This window comes from Bradyrhizobium sp. URHD0069 (assembly GCF_000701345.1).
Classification (GTDB): domain Bacteria; phylum Pseudomonadota; class Alphaproteobacteria; order Rhizobiales; family Xanthobacteraceae; genus Bradyrhizobium.
On sequence record NZ_JNIJ01000049.1, the window covers coordinates 1 to 17,313 of the forward strand.

The following is a 17,313-nucleotide window of genomic DNA, read 5'->3' on the forward strand; positions in this document are numbered from 1 at the left end:
TGTGTCGGCCATTTTGGCGCCGCGAAAACCCATCGGCTTTGCAGTGCCTGTCGTCGTATCCCGCGCGGATTGGTGCTCGATCTCTGCGTTCAATTCCGCCCCAAGAAGAACGACGATGATGGAGAGCCATATCCAGACCATGAAGCCGATCACCGCCCCGAGTGAACCGTAGGTTGTATTGTAATTGCCGAAGTTGGCGGTGTACCAGGAAAACAGAATGGAAACAGCGAGCCACCCGATCGCAGCAAAGGCGCTGCCCCATGTGATCCACCGCCACTTCGGCTTGGCGCGGCTAGGACCGTAACGATAGACAAGGCCAAGGCCAACCATCACCACAATGAGCAGTGCGGGCCATCGAAGAATTTTCACCGCCAGCTCGGCTTCAATGGCAATGCCCAGGTAATTCAAGGCGATCGGAAGCACCACCATCGCGCCCAAAGCCACAAGCACGAAGACAATCGCAGCCAAGGTGAACGTCAAGGAGATTGCATTCAGCTCTATGAAGCCTCTCTTCTCGGGCTCTTTGTTGACGAGGTTCAATGTGTCGAAAAGCGATTTGATGCCGGCATTTGCACTCCAGAGCGCGGTCGCCAGACCGACAATGAATGTCACCCCCAGCGTATTATTTCCTTGGGCGGCGATACGCTTCATCTGGTCGCCCAGGACGTGCAGTGCACCCTCCGGAAGAATCCCGGAAAGGCTATTGAGTTGCGCCGCGATGGTGTTGGGATCTGCGAACAATCCATACAAGGCTACCAGCGCCGCAATAGCGGGAAACAGCGCGAGAATGGAGTAGAATGCCACGCTGGCGGCCAGCGCAACGACGCGATCCCTTCCAATATTTTGATAGACTCGCCAAAGAACGTCTTTCCATCCCCGGGCCGGAATATCGGACGGCTTCTCCGCGAGCCGACCCCGGTCGGGATCGTACCCATCCTGCGGCACCCGTCGGTGACCAGTTCGACTGGCGCGTTGGTCTTCCATCGCAGTTCCTCGTTCTGTTGCGACGAACGATTGGTTCCCTTGCGTGGACCCGATCGCCTGCTCGAAAAGCAAACAGTTCCTTGTAAGTTGCGTTCCTTTGTCCCAAAAATTTTCGGTTCGATGATCGGGTGGAACAGAAAACAAGGTGGGAAGCGGCCCCGTCGAGCTGCCCAACGAACAGGGTTGGTTGTAAGCCTGTTTGTTTTTCTAGCGCGGCGGCGCTAGCTCGCTGGCTAGTTAGCCCACGGCGCCGGTCTTCAGGGTCTATGACTGCGTTGCGCGGCATGCCGGAGTTTTGTTGACGCTTCAGTCCCGCCAGACCCTCGTCTAGCTTGACGACATCGCCGCATTGGCCGCCTCGGCAGCGCGCCGCCTCAGCAGATCGTGTTCACGCTTGTTGCCGGCCAGCCCTGCCGCCACCTCGAACGCGGCGCGCGCTTCCTCATGGCGGCCGAGTTTTTGGAGCAGGTCGCCTCGAACGCTTTCCACCAGGTGATACGATTTGAGGGCGGGCTCACGCACCAGGCGGTCCACGATCGGCAGCGCTACTTCGGGGCCTTCAGCCATGCCGATGGCAACCGCGCGATTGAGTTCGATGATCGGCGAATGAACGAGTTCCGCGAGTTGCGCATAGAATCCCGATATCCGCGACCAGTCGGTCTCTTGCGCCGTGATCGCCCGGGCGTGGCAGGCGACGATCGCCGCCTGCAGCGCGTAAAAACCGCCCGTTCCGCCGAGCTCTCCCGCCCGGCTCAGCGCCTGCAATCCACGTCGGATCTGGAGCTGGTCCCAGAGCGCGCGGTTCTGGTCCAGCATCAGGATGGGCTCGCCCGTTGCATCGGTGCGCGCCGCGATGCGCGAGGCGTTCAGCTCCATCAACGCGAGCAACCCATGGGCTTCAGGCTCATGCGGCGCGATCGAGGTGAGCACGCGGCCCATGCGAAGCGCGTCATGGCAGAGCTGCGGCCGCAGCCAATCATCGCCGCGCGCCGCGGTGTAGCCTTCGTTGAAAATGAGGTAGACGACCTCCAGCACCGAGGCGAGCCGGTTCGATATCTCCTCGCCGCGCGGAGTCTCGTAAGCCAGTCCCGATTCCGAAAGCGTCCGCTTCGCCCGCACGATACGCTGGGCGATTGTCGCCTCCGGCAACAGGAAGGCTCTCGCGATCTCCTCGGTGGTCAGGCCGCAGATCATCCGCAGCGCAAGCGCCGCGCGGGCCTCTCGCGACAAAATCGGATGACAGGCGGTGAAGATCAGCCGAAGCAGTTCGTCGCCGATATCATCGTCCAGCCCGGCGTCCAGATCGGGCATCGCCCGCTGCTCCTCGTCCATGTCCCGCGCCAGCATCTCGTGCTTGCGCGCGAGCATTCGGCCGCGACGCAGATGATCCAGCGCCCGGCGCTTGGCGGTCGCCATGAGCCATGCGCCAGGTTTTTGGGGAATGCCTGTGGCGGGCCAATGCTCGAGCGCCGCCAGCAAGGCTTCCTGTGTCAGGTCCTCGGCGAGCGGCACGTCACGCAGCATCCGCGAAAGGCTGGTGATCAGCCGCGGCTGCTCGATCCGCCAGACCGCCTGGATCGTGCGATGAATATCGGCCGCCGTCATGGCGGCCGACCGGGTTTACTCAACCCTTGCATCAGGCGTGGGCGACCGCATTTACCTGACACGCTCCTTCATGGTCCCGCATGGCAAGCGCACGAACCTCGCACGTCCCTTCCCAGCCGGGCATGTGCTCCTTGTGGAGCTGCATGAACTCGACCGCCGCGGCCACGGCCTCTTCCTTATCTCTGAACTCGAAGATCGCGTAGCCGCCGATCACCTCCTTGGTTTCCACGAACGGGCCGTCGACGACGCTGAGCTTCCCGTCCGTTATCCGCACCTGTGCGCCGGTGGCGACCGGCATCAACCCGCCACTATCGATCATGCGGCCGGCCTTGATCTCCCGGTCGGCGAGCTTGCCCATCGCCTCCATCAGTTCCGGCGTCGGAAGCCCAAAATGGGCGGAGGTGATGATAGACATGAAGCGCATCTGAAAACTCCTTTGAAGGCGAGCCGCAGGCACCCAGCCTGCGAAAATCTCTCGCTAAATAAGTAAGACGAAGCTGCCGGCGCCGGATCGACATCGGGCTGAAAAAAAATCGCTGCTATTGAAACGAACAATCCCGGCTTTCGCCTTTGCGGGAGCCGGGATTGCATAGACAATCGAGACGGTTCAGGTGGATTTTCCTGACTGTTCCTCTTCCAGTGTGACTGCTACTGCTGCATTCGCCGACAGGCGCACATTCTGTCCTTCGACATCCGCGACCAGCCCCAAATCTATGAAATGATGATGGCCTTTGTGGCGTCCCTCGCCGCTGTCGGCCTTCGTGAGCTTGATCCGGCCGTTTTCAACGCGATCGACAGTTCCGATATGAACGCCGTCTGCTCCGATCACCTGCATATGCTCTTTGACGCTTTTCATTGATTTCTCCTCGCTCTCGTCAAGACTTGATTGAGAGATCTCATCGCGCTGCTTGGTCAGGAGTTCGAGCTGAGCCTGCTGTTCGGCAATACGTCGCGATGTCATCTCCTCATCCGCCGCGCCGGAATATCCAGCTGCCTGCTCGACCAATTCGCGGAGATTTTCTCTTACAATAGCTATGCGGTCGTCGATCTCCGCGATGCTCAGCGGATTATCAGGCATGATGATCTCCCTCAGCACGCGTCCCCGCACGGTGTGTTACGTCTCGAAGTACCCTGACTTTGGCGCCCTCCCATCCGTCGCCCGTCAATTGAAATGGAACATCGCGGCGCCAACAAGGCACTTCACCGTGTCCTCTTCACCGGAATGGGAAGAATGGCGATGGCGGCGTGAAGGCTTGCGGCTGGTATGACCTTACTGCCGCAGCCTGGTCAGCGGATCGGCGCTGTCGGCACCAGCCATTGCGTGAGCGTTCGTAAATTTTGCCCCTATTCGGCAGCGGCTTGCGGTTGAGCCTTCGGATCGTTGACCAGTCGCAACAGCTCCGCCTCCTCCAGCGTCTCCGTCTCCAGCAGACGGCGGGCCGTGCGATCGAGAACGGCGCGCCGTTCCCTGAGCAGCTCGAGCGCGCGCTGGAACGCTTTTTCGACATTGGCCCGGACCTCTTCGTCAACGGTCGCCGCTGTCTTTTCCGCATACTCCCGTTCGTGCGGTGGCGATGGAAGATTGGGCCCGGTCAAGAAGGTGCGCGGATCACGATCATAGGCCACATTGCCGAGCTTTTCCGACATCCCGTAGCGGGTCACCATGCTTTGAGCGATGTCGGTGACGCGCCGGAGGTCATCGGCGGCGCCGGTCGAAAGATGATCGAACACGATCAGCTCGGCGGCGCGACCGCCGAGCAACACGGCCATCTTGTTCTCCAGTTCCTCGCGCGTCATCAGGAAGCGATCCTCGGTCGGACGCTGGATGGTATAACCAAGCGAGCCGATGCCGCGCGGGATAATCGACACCTTGTGAACCGGATCGACACCTGGCAATGCAAGCGCCACGAGAGCATGGCCCATTTCGTGATAGGCGACGATCTCCCGCTCCTTGGGGTTGAGCAGCCTGTTTCGCTTCTCCAGACCCGCCACGATTCGTTCGACAGCGTTGCCGAAGTCTGCCAACGACGTGGCATCTGCTCCTCTCCTCGTCGCAAGAAGTGCTGCTTCGTTGACGAGATTGGCGAGGTCGGCGCCGGTAAAGCCCGGCGTAAGGGCTGCGATCTTCTCGACGTCCACATCGGGCGCGACTTTCACCTTCTTCATGTGAACCTGCAGAATCTGCACACGGCCTTTCTTGTCGGGCCGGTCGACCAGCACCTGGCGGTCGAACCGGCCGGCGCGCAGCAGCGCGGGATCGAGAATCTCAGGCCGGTTGGTGGCCGCCAGAATGACGAGCCCCGAACGCGAGTCGAAACCGTCGAGTTCGACCAGGAGCTGATTGAGCGTTTGCTCCTTTTCGTCGTGGCCTCCGGCATAGGGACCGATGCCGCGCGCTCGGCCGAGAGCATCGAGTTCGTCGATAAAGATGATGGCGGGTGCCTGCTGGTGCGCCTGCTGGAACAAGTCGCGCACGCGCGCCGCACCCACACCTACGAACATTTCGACGAATTCCGAACCCGAGATCGAAAAGAACGGCACCTTTGCTTCGCCGGCCACCGTCTTGGCCAACAGCGTCTTGCCGGTGCCGGGCGGGCCGACCAGCAACACGCCCTTCGGCATGCGGCCACCGAGCCGGCCGTAGCTTGCCGGATTTTTCAGGAAGTCCACGACTTCCCGCAGTTCATCCTTGGCTTCGTCGACGCCGGCAACGTCGTCGAATGTGACACCGGTATCAGCTTCGACATAGATCTTGGCCTTGCTTTTGCCGATCGACATCAGCCCGCCGCCGAGACCTTGTGAGCCCGCTAACCGCTTGCCGAGATACCACCACAAGCCCACGAATAGGAGAACGGGCATGACCCACGACAACAGGTCGCGCAAGAACGTGCTCTCAATCTGGCCGGTGTAGCGGACCCCATACTTGTCGAGCTCGCCTGCGAATTCCTGATCGACCCTGGTCGTGACGAACTGCTTTTGGCCGCCGGGTAACGGCTCCTTCAGGGTTCCCTGGAGGAAGCGGTCGGAGACACCGACGCTTTCTATCTTGCCTTCGTGCAACAGGCGCTGAAACTCACTGTAGGAAATCGGCGCGATCTGACTACCGATCGAGACGATGTATTGAATGATGAGTACCAGAAAGATGGCGCCAATCGCGTATCCGATATTGAAGCGGGTTTGCTTCGTCATGGTTTGCTTCGTCATTGTCAGGCCTCCGGTTGGGTCCCTGCGACGAACGTCCTCAGGCAGTTTGCGGCGCCCCTCCGCGGGCCTGCGAATCGGCGCTGTTTTCCGCGAGATCAACGCCGGAATGGCTGATTCTGTTTCCTGGCCAGCCAGCAAGATCATGGCAAGCTGCAGCCGGCTCTCAGGGACCCGCATCGCTTTCGGATCGCCAATTGGGCGATATTGACCGGCAGGTGACGCCGGACCGGTTGTTTGCGGACTATTGCCGCAGCATGATCAGCGGATCGGCGCTGTCAGGCACCCGCCGCCACTGCGCGTTGTCGTCGGCTTCAAAGCGCCAGACCTCGCCGCCGGCCGACATCAGCAACAACGCGCCGCGCTCCAGCCGCCATACCGTCGGGGCAAACGCTACGACGCCCGGATCGCAGCGCGGCTTGAGGTAAACAACGAAATTGTCCGGCGTGGCCTCCGTGTTGGTCAGGGTCAGGCCGCAGATCGACAGGCCATTGCCGCGAACCATCGCCCAGTCGCCGATCATCTGGTCCATCGATTTTGCCAGCGAGCGCGCAGCGGCGAGATTCTGTAAAATGTAGATACCCTCGCCGGTCCTTAAGCCCTCGAAAATCCCGCTCTCAACTTCAGTAAAGTCTATCACCGGATGTCCCGCGGCATCCTGCAGCCGCACGATATCCAGTCCCTTGACGTTCCAGGCAATGATATCCCTGGTGAACGGCAGCGCCGCCGCGCAGCCGGGATCTAGTTCAAGCTTCAGACCGAGCGGCGTCGCATCGCCCTTCAACGTGACGACGCAGGTCTTGCTGCGCTCAGTGGTCGAGAGCTCCCACTGGCCGATCATCTCTTTCTTTAAGGTCGAGGCATCCTGCGATTGCGCCGGCGATCCGCAGGCGACCATCGCCAAAAGCGCCGCAAGCGCAATGCCAAAGCGACCCGTCATCAGCGTCCCTTCACAGGCGTCTCCGGTACCGGCGTCAGCGGCGGCTTTCCCGCGAACCAGGCTTTCAGATTGTCGACCACCAGCTGATCCATGGCATTTCGCGTCACCACCGAAGCGGAGCCGATATGCGGAAGCAGCACCACGTTCTGCATGGTGCGCAATTCATCCGGCACCGTCGGTTCGTTGGCGAACACATCCAGCCCCGCTGCCAGAATGGTCCCGGACTTCAGCGCAGCGATCAGGGCCGGCTCATCGATCACCGAGCCGCGCGCCACGTTGATGACCACGCCGCGTGGTCCGAGCGCTTTCAAGACGTCGGCATTGATCATTTTCGCGGTCGAAGCGCCTCCAGGGACAATAACGATCAGCGTATCGACCGCCTTCGCCATCTCGATCAGATCGGGATAATGCTGATACGACACGCTGGGTGACCGATTGCGCGAGTGATAGGCGACGGGAACGCGCGAGGCATCCAGCCTGCGCCCGATCGCCTGGCCGATCCGCCCCATGCCGACGATCCCGACCTTGCGATCCCTGAGCGAACCGACACTCAAGGGAAAATTTTGCGTCAACCAGAGGCCGGAACGCAAGTAACGGTCGGCTTTGATGAACTCGCGCAGGGTCGCAATCAAGAGTCCCATCGCGACATCCGCGACCTCTTCGGTCAGTACGTCCGGCGTATTGGTCACGACGATGTTGTGTTCGCGGGCGTAGGTGGAATCGACGTGATCGTAGCCGACGCCGAAGCTCGCGACGATCTCAAGCTTCGGAAAACGCGCCAGCGCTGTCTTGTCGGCCGGCACGCTGTGGTAGGTAACCGCGATACCGCGGATTTTCTCGGCGACCGCCGGAGCCAATCGCTCCAGGTCGTGCTTGCTTTCAAAAGCATGACGGACGAACTGATCGGAAAAACCGTTCTCTAGGATCGGCCTGCTCGGCCCGTAGATCAGCAAATCGACTTTTTCCGAAGAAATATTCCCGCCCGCCATCAGTTTTCCTTTCCAAGCGCACTCTCATGCCAGCGCCGCAACGCAAGATGCGAGGTTAGCGCCAGCAGCCCATAGATGACAATCCCGGCAGCGGAGAGCAACAGCAACGCTGCAAACATTCGGGGAATATTCAAACGGTAGCCCGATTCGGCGATTCGATAAGCTAGTCCTGAACCTGCGCCGGCGGAGCCCGCCGCGATCTCGGCGACCACGGCGCCGATCAACGACAGGCCGCCCGCGATCCGCAATCCGCCGAGGATGAATGGCAACGCCGACGGCAATTTGAGATAACGCAGCGTCTGCATTCGCGACGCGCCGTAAAGCTGAAACAGCCCGGCCAGATTGCGATCGACGGAATTCAGTCCAAGCGTGGTGTTGGACAGCACCGGGAAGAATCCGACGATCCAGGCGCAGACAATGACCGCGGTCTGCTGCGGAAGATAAATCAAGAGCAGCGGCGCGATCGCAATCACCGGCGTGACCTGAAGGATCACCGCATAGGGAAACAGCGAATATTCCAGCCATTTCGATTGATTGAACAATAGCGCCAATGCGACGCCACCGATCGCAGCGGCCAGAAATCCCTCGAGCGTGGTCATTAGCGTGGTCAGCAGCGATTGCGACAGTATCGGCCAATCGGCGACGAGCGTCCCGAATACCGCGCCTGGTCCCGGCAGCACATAGGGTGGAATATTGTTGATGCGCACCACGAGTTCCCATATCGCCACGCCCGCCGCAAGCACGGCAATGGGAAGCAGGATTCGGATAAGCCGCGCGGTGCGGCTGTCCGGCGTTGCCTGCTCGGCGGACAAGGGCGGGGCTTGCAACGAGTTCATGAACCGCGCCGCCCGGGCTGCGACGGCGCCAGCGCGCGCGAGACTTTCCGGCAATAGCCGGCGTAGTCGGCGGAGGTTCGAAAATCTTCTCCGCGCGGCTCGGCGACGATGCGAATCTCAGCGCCCATGCGGCCGGGCCGGGCCGTCATGACGATCACGCGCTGCGACAAATACACCGACTCGAACACCGAATGCGTGACGAAAATGACGGTTTTACGCAAGTTTTGCCACAGCGAGAGCAGGTCGTTGTTCAGCCGAAAGCGTGTGATCTCATCAAGCGCGGCGAACGGTTCATCCATTAGAAGGATATCCGGATCGGTGACCAACGCGCGCGCCAGCGAGACCCGCATTTTCATGCCGCCGGACAATTCGCGCGGAAAAGCTTCGGCAAATTCAGAAAGCCCAACTTGGGCCAAGGCCCCATCGATGCGCGCGTTCGCCTCCGCCGCCGGTACATGCGCCAATTTCAGCGGCAGCCGCACATTTTCGCGCACGCTGCTCCACGGCATCAGCGTCGGCTCCTGGAACACAAAGCCGATCGAGCGGCCCGAACGCACCTCACCCGCGCCGTGCGAGACGCCGACGGTTCCGGAGGTCGGCGCGTTCAAGCCTGCGATCAGGCGGAGCGCGGTCGACTTTCCGCAGCCCGACGGTCCGAGCAGGGAAACGAACTCGCCTTTTCTGACGTCGAAGTCGAGCGGTCCCAGCGCCACCACGCCGCTGTCATAAACCTTGGTGACACCGCGCAGTCTCACGGCGAGACCGGCTCCGGGGTCGGTTTCGGACAATGTGGCGGGCTTGACCATCGCCGCGTCCTAGTTCTTGGGCCGCAGATTCAACCCGACGCCCTTGTTGACGAAGCGAAGCGTGTACGCCTTGCGGAAGTCGATATCGGGACGAACCACGCCGGCCCGCACCATCTTGTCGAAGAAGCTTGCTGCCCGAGCGTCGCTCATCGCGCCGATACCGTCGCGCACGGTGTCGCCCGAATCGACAATGCCATATTCCTTCATCTTGTTGATCGAGTAGGCCAGCAACTCGTCGGTCATCTCAGGATTGAGCTTCTTGATCATCGCGTTGCCGGGCGCGTTGTCGCCATAGAGATAGTTGTACAAACCGATGATCGAAGCGTCGACGAAACGCTGAACCAGGTCCGGCTTGTTGTCGATCAGCTCGCGGCGGGTCTCGATCAATGTCGAGTAGCTGTTGAATCCGTAATCTGCCAGCAGGATGATGCCCGGCTTGAACTTCGCCGCTTTTTCGATCGCGAAAGGCTCCGAGGTGACATAGCCCTGCATTGCGCTTTGCCGGTCGGCGAGAAACGGCTGCGGGTTGAAGGTGTAGGGCCTGATCTTTGCTTCGCTGAATTTATATTCGGACTTCAGCCATTGAAAATAGCTGGAGATGCCTTCCTTGGACACGAACAGCGTCAGCGGCTTGAGGTCTTCGAGTTTCGAGACTTTCGATGCCGGATGGGTCAGGAAGACCTGCGGGTCCTTCTGGAAGATGGCGGCGACCGATACCAATGGCACGTTGTTGGCGACCGCATCGAACGACATCAGGGTGTTCGCGCACATGAAGAAGTCGAGTTTGCCGGCAATCAGCAACATGCGATTGTTGTCGTTTGGGCCGCCCGGCACGATGGTGACGTCGAGCCCATAGTTCTTGTAGGTGCCGTCGGCCAGCGCCTGGAAAAACCCACCGTGCTCGGCCTCGGCAACCCAGTTGGTTCCGAACGACACCTTGTCCGGCGCGGTTTGGGCGGCCACGGGCGACAGGGCCGTGAGGATGGCTACCAGGCCAACCGTTAACGATCGCAGCAAATGAGCCGGGTTCATGATTGGACTCCGTCGATCATTCTGGCCCATGATAGGAGGCGCTGGACGCCGGGTGCGTCCTTTGGAACGCAAACTACCTCGCAAATCCACCTAAAGAAACATTTCGCTTGATGACTTCGACACTGCCTCCGCGCGATTGGAGCGACATCCACTGGCCTGACCTTTCCGGCGCGGAGCCGGCACGATGGATTGCGGTCTTGCCGCTGGCGGCGACCGAACAGCACGGTCCGCATTTGCCGGTCGGGACCGACGTCATGATCGCACAAGCCTATCTTGCGCGGGTGCGCGAGCTTCTCTCAGGCAGCATTCCCGCGACCTTCCTTCCGCTGCAACCGGTCGGGATTTCCACCGAGCACATCGACTATCCGGGCACGCTAACGCTGCCGACGGATGTTGCGCTGAAGACCTGGATGGCGCTCGGTGAAAGCGTGGCGCGCGCAGGCATCAGAAAGCTGGTGATGGTCACCAGCCACGGCGGCAACAGTGCGGCGATGAGCCTTGTCGGGCAGGATCTGCGGGCGAGATGCGGGCTTCTCGCGGTCACCACGGGATGGTCCCGCTTCGGTGCGCCCGAGGGATTATTCTCAGCGGAAGAATTGCGTCACGGCATTCACGGCGGCGCGGTCGAGACATCGATCATGCTGGCGCGATACAAGCAGCATGTGCGCAGCCATGAGATCGCCGATTTTCGTCCCGCCTCCATCGCGATGGAAACGGATTATCGCTGGCTTTCAGCGCACCGGCCGGCGCCGTTCGCATGGCAGGCGCAGGATCTTCACCCGAGCGGCGCCGCCGGCAATGCGACGAAAGCCTCCGCGGAGAAAGGCGAAATTTTGCTCGATCACGGTGCGCGTGCGTTCTGCGAGTTGCTGTCCGACGTCGACAAATTTGATCCGGGAACGCTTTCGGACCGCCCGAAGCGCTGACGGCATCCCAGCTAAGTATCTGTAATTACATTGAAATACTCGGGACAGTAAATTCGGGAAGCGCAATTCGAACCGGATTCGAAGACGCTCCGTCCAACTGGGTACGCGGGCCACAATGGCCCCGCCCTAACCGGATGGAGTTTCTCATGTCGATCAAAACCAAAATTGCCGCTCTTGCGCTGGCCGCGCTTGCCGTCACCGGCAGCATGGCTTCCACGACCACCCAGGTAGAGGCCAAGGGCCTCGGTTGGGGCGTCGGAGCTGGTCTCGTTGGAGCCGCCATCATCGGCACCGCGATCGCCACCAGCAACAACGGCTACTCCTATGACGGCTATAGCCGCTGCCGCTGGGTTCGCCAGTTCGACGCCTTTGGCCGCTACGTCGGCCGCGTGCGTGCCTGTAATTACTGAGGATCGACTGCGCTAGAGCCCCATACGGTTCTGATTGAATCAGAAGCGAGGCTCCCGTTTTCTGTTTAGCGGTTTTCTTCACGCAAAACGCTCTCATGTGGATCTGCGTCCGGCACCGGCGCCTCATCCACCCCGTGCCGCACCCGACCCGCCCGGTCGCCCCCCCCCGGGCGGGTCATCTTTTTTGCCGGCGGAGTAATCCGCGGTGTTGCGCGAACGTCACTCGATGATGCCATTTGACGGCATCTGCTTTGATCCTTCTTGCTATTGCGAATTAATCGCAATAAAGCTCCGACAATGGGTTCCGCCGCGGCCTTGGTCCAATTTTGGCCGGGGGTCGGCCAATCCCGAGGCATTGGCGGGGGATTGATGGGCCTATTTGATAGAAGCGCCTGCAAATATGCAGTTATGAGGAATAGAGACGCTGGAATGCACGCGCTGGAAACATCCACACGATGAACCGCTGCTGCCGATACTGGGAAAGCGTATTCGCCGGCGTGGGTGTGAGCCTGCTCGTGCTCGATGGCCCGACGGTCGCGGCGGACATGCCGTTCAAGGCGCCCGTATTTGCCGCTGTTCATAACTGGACCGGATTTTATCTGGGCGGTCATGTCGGTTATGGCGGCGGCAATTTCGGTCCCGGTACCAATCCTCTACCGCTCCAGGGCGTGTTCTTCCCCCACAGCACCACGGGCCTGATCGGTGGCTATCAGGCCGGTTATAACTTTCAGCTCCCGAACAATCTGGTGTTCGGCGCCGAACTCGATGTCTCGTTCAAAAGCATAGTTGATCGCCCGAGACTTGTGCCGGCACCCTTCAACACGACGCTGGACTATTCTGCCACGGCCCGTGGCCGGATCGGTTACGCGTTCGGAACGCTGCTGCCTTACGTGACTGGCGGCCTTGCCTGGGCCCGGACCCGCCTTGACATCAATGGTGTTGACGGCAGCGTGTTGTCCGAGCGCGGGCATACACATCTCGGCTGGACCGCAGGCGCTGGCGTCGAATATGCCACCGATGCCAGATGGAGCGCAAAACTCGAATATGACTACATTGATCCAGGCGCCCGAACCTATCGGCTTGCCGACGTGCCGCTGCCGGACATCCAGGTGGATCCGAAGATCCATGCGGTCAAACTTGGACTGAACTACAAAATCTGGGACACGCCGCTTTCAGCGACATCGACTGACTACGCCATCAGACCACCCACCCTTCCCCCATCCACGGACTGGAACGTCCACGCCCAGACGACGCTCCTTCCGCAGGGCTATCCGAGCTTCCGCTCGCCGTATCAAGGCACGAACAGCCTGCCCGGCGCCGGACGAGCAAGAGAGACCTGGACGGTCGGAGCCTTTCTCGGATGGCGGTTGTGGGAAGGTGGGGAGTTCTATTTTGGTCCGGAGCTGGCGCAGGGCTTCGGAATCGGCGGCACTTTGGGCCTGGCAGGCTTTTCGAATGGCGAAGCGCAAAAAGGCGGCGCCGAGTATCCGAGATTCCGCCCGCAACGCTATTTCTTCCGCCAGACATTCGGGCTGGGGGGTGAACAGGAAGAGGTCGCCGATGCCGCCAATCAGCTGCCGGGCAAACGCGACATCGATCGCATCACGGTGACGGTCGGGCGATTTGCCGTTGGCGATCTGTTTGACGGCAATTCCTATGCAAAAGACCCGCGCCTCGATTTCATGAACTGGGCGATCTGGGCTTCCGCGGCCTATGATTTCCCGGCCGACCTGCCGGGCTTCACCCGGGGCGCGGTGGTCGAACTTAATCGCAAAGACTGGGCCTTGCGCGCGGGCTTGTTGCAAGTGCCTGCGGCCCCCAGCAGCGATGTCCTCACCTTCAAGACCGGCGGAGCCGTGGTCGAATTTGAAGAACGCCACACAATCTTCGATCAGCCCGGCAAGCTCCGGCTTGGCGTCTTCGTCAATCGCGGCAATACCGGAAACTACCGCAACGCGCTGGCGATCAGCGCCGCGGACCCGGCGCTTGATATCAACGATGTCATGACAAGCATCCGGCGCCAGAACCTCAAATATGGTTTCTATGTCAACGGCGAACAGCAGCTCATGAAAGATGTCGGCCTGTTCGCCCGCGCGAGCTGGAATGACGGCCGCAACGAAATCCTGTCATTTACCGATATTGACCGCAGCATCTCGGGAGGCCTGTCGATCAAGGGCAGCTATTGGGGACGCCCGAACGACACAGTCGGTCTGGGCGGGGCAATCAATGGGCTTTCCGGCGCGCACCGCGATTTCCTGGCGGCAGGCGGCCTTGGTCTGCTGATCGGCGACGGTCAGCTGAACTACCGCACCGAACGAATCCTTGAGACCTATTACGCTTACGCGATCGACAAGAACTTCACCTTTACTGCCGACTATCAACTCATCACAAACCCGGCCTATAACGCGGATCGGGGGCCTGTCTCGATCTTCTCAGGCCGTTTGCACGGTGAGTTCTGAATAAGGCGGCTGTCATGGCCCTTCAAGATATTCGGGCGCCGACCCTGGGCCAGGCGCTACGACCTAACATCTGGGACGGCGTTGCGTTCGTTCTCGTGATCGGCGCGCTGGTGCTTATCGTCTATGGCGGCGAGCAGACCGTGGTGCCGTTGTCCACCCTCGACGCTGCTCCGGTGTCGCTCGATCCAGCCAATCTGCCGCTCTATGCGCTGCGAACGACAATGCGGATGATGCTGGCCATCGTTTGCTCGATCGTCTTTACCTTCATCTATGCCGCGCTTGCCGCCAAGAGCCGCCGCGCCGGGATGGTGCTGATCCCGCTGCTCGACATCCTGCAGTCGGTGCCGATCCTCGGCTTTCTGACCTTCACCGTCGTCTTCTTTATGAATTTGTTTCCCGGCCGCGTGCTCGGCGCCGAACTCGCCTGCGTGTTCGCGATTTTCACCAGCCAAGCCTGGAACATGACTTTCAGCATGTATCAGTCGATGCGCAACGTCCCGAAGGATCTCGAGGAGGCGTCGCAAAGCTTTCACCTCAGCGGATGGCAGCGCTTCTGGCGGCTTGACGTGCCTTTCGCCATGCCCGGCCTGATCTGGAATACGATGATGTCGATGTCGGGCGGCTGGTTCTTCGTGGTGGCATCGGAGGCGATAACGGTTGGGGATACCACGGTGACATTGCCTGGGATCGGCCCCTACGTGGCCATGGCTATCAAGGAGCAAAATCTCCCCGCGATCAGTTACGCCATGCTGACGATGTTTCTGGTCATCCTCGCTTACGACCAGTTGCTGTTTCGGCCGGTCGTCGCCTGGGCCGACAAATTCCGGTTCGAGCAGACCGCGTCGGCGAGCGCACCGACATCCTGGATGCTCGACCTGTTTCGTCGTACGCGGGCGTTGCGGGCACTGACCTATCCGTTTGCCACCTTGAACAAGGCCGTCTCGAATTTGCATATCGCGCTTCCCGGCGGCCTGAAGATGCGGGCCAGAAGCGGCCCATCATCGCTCATCGTCGATGCTGTCTGGTTTGCAGTCATCTTCACAGGCACCGGCTACGCCGCCTGGAAGGTCTTTGCGTATCTATCGACGACATTGAGCCCATCGGACGTTTTCAGCGCCGTGGGATACGGGTTTATCACCCTGGCGCGCGTCATCGTGCTGATTGCGCTCGCGACCCTGATCTGGGTGCCGGTGGGCGTCTGGATCGGACTTCGGCCAAAACTCGCCGAGCGAATCCAGCCGCTCGCCCAATTTCTGGCGGCGTTTCCCGCGAACCTCGCATTCCCGGTGTTCGTGGTGATCATCGTACGTTATGGCCTGAACCCAAATCTCTGGCTCAGCCCGCTGATGATCCTGGGGACCCAGTGGTACATCCTGTTCAATGTCATTGCAGGTGCAAGCGCATTCCCGACCGACCTCCGGGAGGCCGCCGGCAGCCTTCACCTCAAGGGATGGCGGTGGTGGACGAAAGTCATTTTGCCCGGGATTTTTCCGTACTACATCACCGGCGCAATTACCGCCTCGGGCGGATCATGGAATGCCTCCATCGTCGCGGAGGTCGCAAGCTGGGGTGACACCCATCTGATGGCCAGCGGTCTCGGCGCCTATATAGCGACGGCGACGGAAGCCGGCGATTTCCCTCGGGTTGTTCTCGGAATCGCCGTGATGTGCATTCTGGTTACGCTTTTCAACCGGCTGCTCTGGAGGCCGCTCTATGCTTTCGGCGAGCGTCGTCTTCGCCTCGGCTGATCAGGAGAAACTCATGCTCGAACTTACCACCCAGACCAGCCTTCTCGATATCCGCGGCGTCTGCCGGTCGTTCCCGAAAGGAAGCGGCGAGGAGCTGCTGGTCCTCGAAAAAGTCGATCTGACGATTCACTCAGGCGAAATTGTCGGCCTGCTCGGCCGATCCGGATCGGGCAAGTCGACGCTATTGCGCATCATCGCCGGTCTGATCGCGCCGTCCTCAGGCAACGCCAAGTGCCGCGGCGAGACGATCGTGGGGCCACCGAACGGCGTCTCCATGGTGTTTCAGTCCTTCGCGCTGTTTCCATGGCTGACGGTTCTTCAAAACGTCGAGTTGGGGCTGGAGGCGCTGGGCATCGACAGCACCGAGCGCCGCACGCGAGCGCTCGCCGCGATCGACCTGATCGGTCTCGATGGATTCGAGTCAGCCTATCCGAAGGAACTATCGGGCGGCATGCGTCAGCGCGTCGGGTTTGCGCGGGCACTGGTCGTGCATCCGGACCTCTTGTTGATGGACGAGCCGTTTTCAGCACTTGATGTGCTGACTGCCGAGACGCTCCGTACCGACCTGGTCGATCTCTGGGTTGAAGGTCGGCTGCCGATCAAGTCCGTGCTGATGGTGACGCATAACATTGAGGAAGCGGTGCTGATGTGCGACCGCATTATCGTGTTTTCATCCAATCCCGGTCGTGTGGCCGCCGAGATCAAGGTCGATCTGCCGCACCCGCGCAATCGTCTCGATCCTACATTCCGGCAACTTGTGGACAGTGTCTATGCCCGCATGACGCAGCGCGCGGAGCCGAAGATGCCGACGCTCGATGGCATTCCCGGCACGAGCGTTGGAATGGTCCTAGACCATGTCTCGTCCAACGTCCTTTCCGGTCTGATCGAGACACTCGCGGGACCACCGTATAACGGGCACGCCGATCTGCCTGTTCTCGCCGGCCACCTGCAACTCGAAGCCGATGAGATATTTCACCTCGGTGAGGCGCTTCAAGTGTTGAGGTTTGCCCAGTTGAGCGAAGGCGACCTGATGCTGACGGATGCCGGCAAGCGCTTTGCCCACCTGGAAACCGACGCCCGCAAGAAGTTGTTCGCCGAACATCTCATCAACTATGTGCCGGTGATGGGTCTGATCCACAGGGTACTCGACGAGCGGCCATCGCACACGGCCCCCGCCGCGCGCTTCCGCAACGAACTCGAAGACTACATGTCGGAAAACTATGCGGACGAAACGCTGAAGACGATTGTGTCATGGGGGCGTTATGCGGAATTGTTCGCATACGATGAGCAGTCGGAGCTGTTCAGCCTCGAAAATCCGCACTAGCGCCCTTCCGTTTCGATAGCATCGAAACGGGCTCCAGATCTTTGATTTGACGC

At 60.5% G+C, this 17,313-nt stretch carries 15 protein-coding genes; 5 read left to right on the plus strand and 10 right to left on the minus strand.

Features of this window, described 5'->3' with window-relative positions; genetic code table 11:
• From N554_RS0125365 to N554_RS0125410, 10 genes are all read right to left on the minus strand, one after another.
• Positions 1-984, minus strand: a 984-nt coding sequence (locus N554_RS0125365; RefSeq protein ID WP_081851412.1) for a YihY/virulence factor BrkB family protein, incomplete at its 3' end; no start/stop codon positions are given.
• Between the two features lie 327 nt (positions 985-1,311).
• Positions 1,312-2,589 (minus strand): RNA polymerase sigma factor, encoded by a 1,278-nt coding sequence (locus tag N554_RS0125370; protein WP_029586061.1) that lies wholly within the window; start codon positions 2,587-2,589, stop codon positions 1,312-1,314.
• Between the two features lie 31 nt (positions 2,590-2,620).
• Positions 2,621-3,013 (minus strand): YciI family protein, encoded by a 393-nt coding sequence (locus tag N554_RS0125375; protein ID WP_029586062.1) that lies wholly within the window; start codon positions 3,011-3,013, stop codon positions 2,621-2,623.
• 183 nt (positions 3,014-3,196) lie between these two features.
• Entirely contained in the window at positions 3,197-3,445 is a 249-nt protein-coding gene (locus N554_RS0125380) for a DUF2171 domain-containing protein (protein ID WP_029586063.1), read from the minus strand.
• 488 nt (positions 3,446-3,933) lie between these two features.
• Entirely contained in the window at positions 3,934-5,778 is a 1,845-nt protein-coding gene (gene ftsH / locus N554_RS0125385; RefSeq protein ID WP_029586064.1) for an ATP-dependent zinc metalloprotease FtsH, read from the minus strand.
• A gap of 256 nt (positions 5,779-6,034) precedes the next feature.
• Positions 6,035-6,730: an AprI/Inh family metalloprotease inhibitor gene (locus tag N554_RS0125390; protein ID WP_029586065.1), complete on the minus strand. Its 696-nt coding sequence runs from the start codon at positions 6,728-6,730 to the stop codon at positions 6,035-6,037.
• The gene (locus N554_RS0125395) at positions 6,730-7,719 is read right to left on the minus strand and encodes a 2-hydroxyacid dehydrogenase (RefSeq protein ID WP_029586066.1); all 990 of its coding nucleotides are present in this window, start codon (positions 7,717-7,719) and stop codon (positions 6,730-6,732) included. Before N554_RS0125395 ends, N554_RS0125390 begins: the two co-directional genes overlap by 1 nt.
• Complete coding sequence (locus N554_RS0125400) at positions 7,719-8,555, minus strand: ABC transporter permease (protein ID WP_051677708.1); 837 nt, start codon at positions 8,553-8,555, stop codon at positions 7,719-7,721. The genes N554_RS0125395 and N554_RS0125400 overlap by 1 nt, the downstream gene beginning before the upstream one ends.
• Complete coding sequence (locus N554_RS0125405) at positions 8,552-9,361, minus strand: ABC transporter ATP-binding protein (protein ID WP_029586068.1); 810 nt, start codon at positions 9,359-9,361, stop codon at positions 8,552-8,554. Before N554_RS0125405 ends, N554_RS0125400 begins: the two co-directional genes overlap by 4 nt.
• Before the next feature lie 9 nt (positions 9,362-9,370).
• Positions 9,371-10,393, minus strand: coding sequence for an ABC transporter substrate-binding protein (locus N554_RS0125410; RefSeq protein WP_029586069.1), 1,023 nt, complete (start codon positions 10,391-10,393; stop codon positions 9,371-9,373).
• A 110-nt stretch (positions 10,394-10,503) separates the two neighbouring features.
• Here N554_RS0125410 and N554_RS0125415 point away from each other — a divergent pair, with 110 nt between their 5' ends.
• From N554_RS0125415 to N554_RS0125435, 5 genes are all read left to right on the plus strand, one after another.
• The gene (locus N554_RS0125415; protein ID WP_029586070.1) at positions 10,504-11,319 is read left to right on the plus strand and encodes a creatininase family protein; all 816 of its coding nucleotides are present in this window, start codon (positions 10,504-10,506) and stop codon (positions 11,317-11,319) included.
• Between the two features lie 146 nt (positions 11,320-11,465).
• Entirely contained in the window at positions 11,466-11,729 is a 264-nt protein-coding gene (locus tag N554_RS0125420) for a hypothetical protein (protein WP_029586071.1), read from the plus strand.
• A gap of 455 nt (positions 11,730-12,184) precedes the next feature.
• Complete coding sequence (locus N554_RS0125425; RefSeq protein ID WP_029586072.1) at positions 12,185-14,188, plus strand: carbohydrate porin; 2,004 nt, start codon at positions 12,185-12,187, stop codon at positions 14,186-14,188.
• Between the two features lie 14 nt (positions 14,189-14,202).
• Positions 14,203-15,936, plus strand: a complete 1,734-nt coding sequence (locus tag N554_RS0125430) for an ABC transporter permease (RefSeq protein WP_029586073.1) — start codon at positions 14,203-14,205, stop codon at positions 15,934-15,936.
• Between the two features lie 13 nt (positions 15,937-15,949).
• Entirely contained in the window at positions 15,950-17,260 is a 1,311-nt protein-coding gene (locus N554_RS0125435; protein ID WP_029586074.1) for an ABC transporter ATP-binding protein, read from the plus strand.
• The last annotated feature ends 53 nt before the right edge of the window (positions 17,261-17,313 follow it).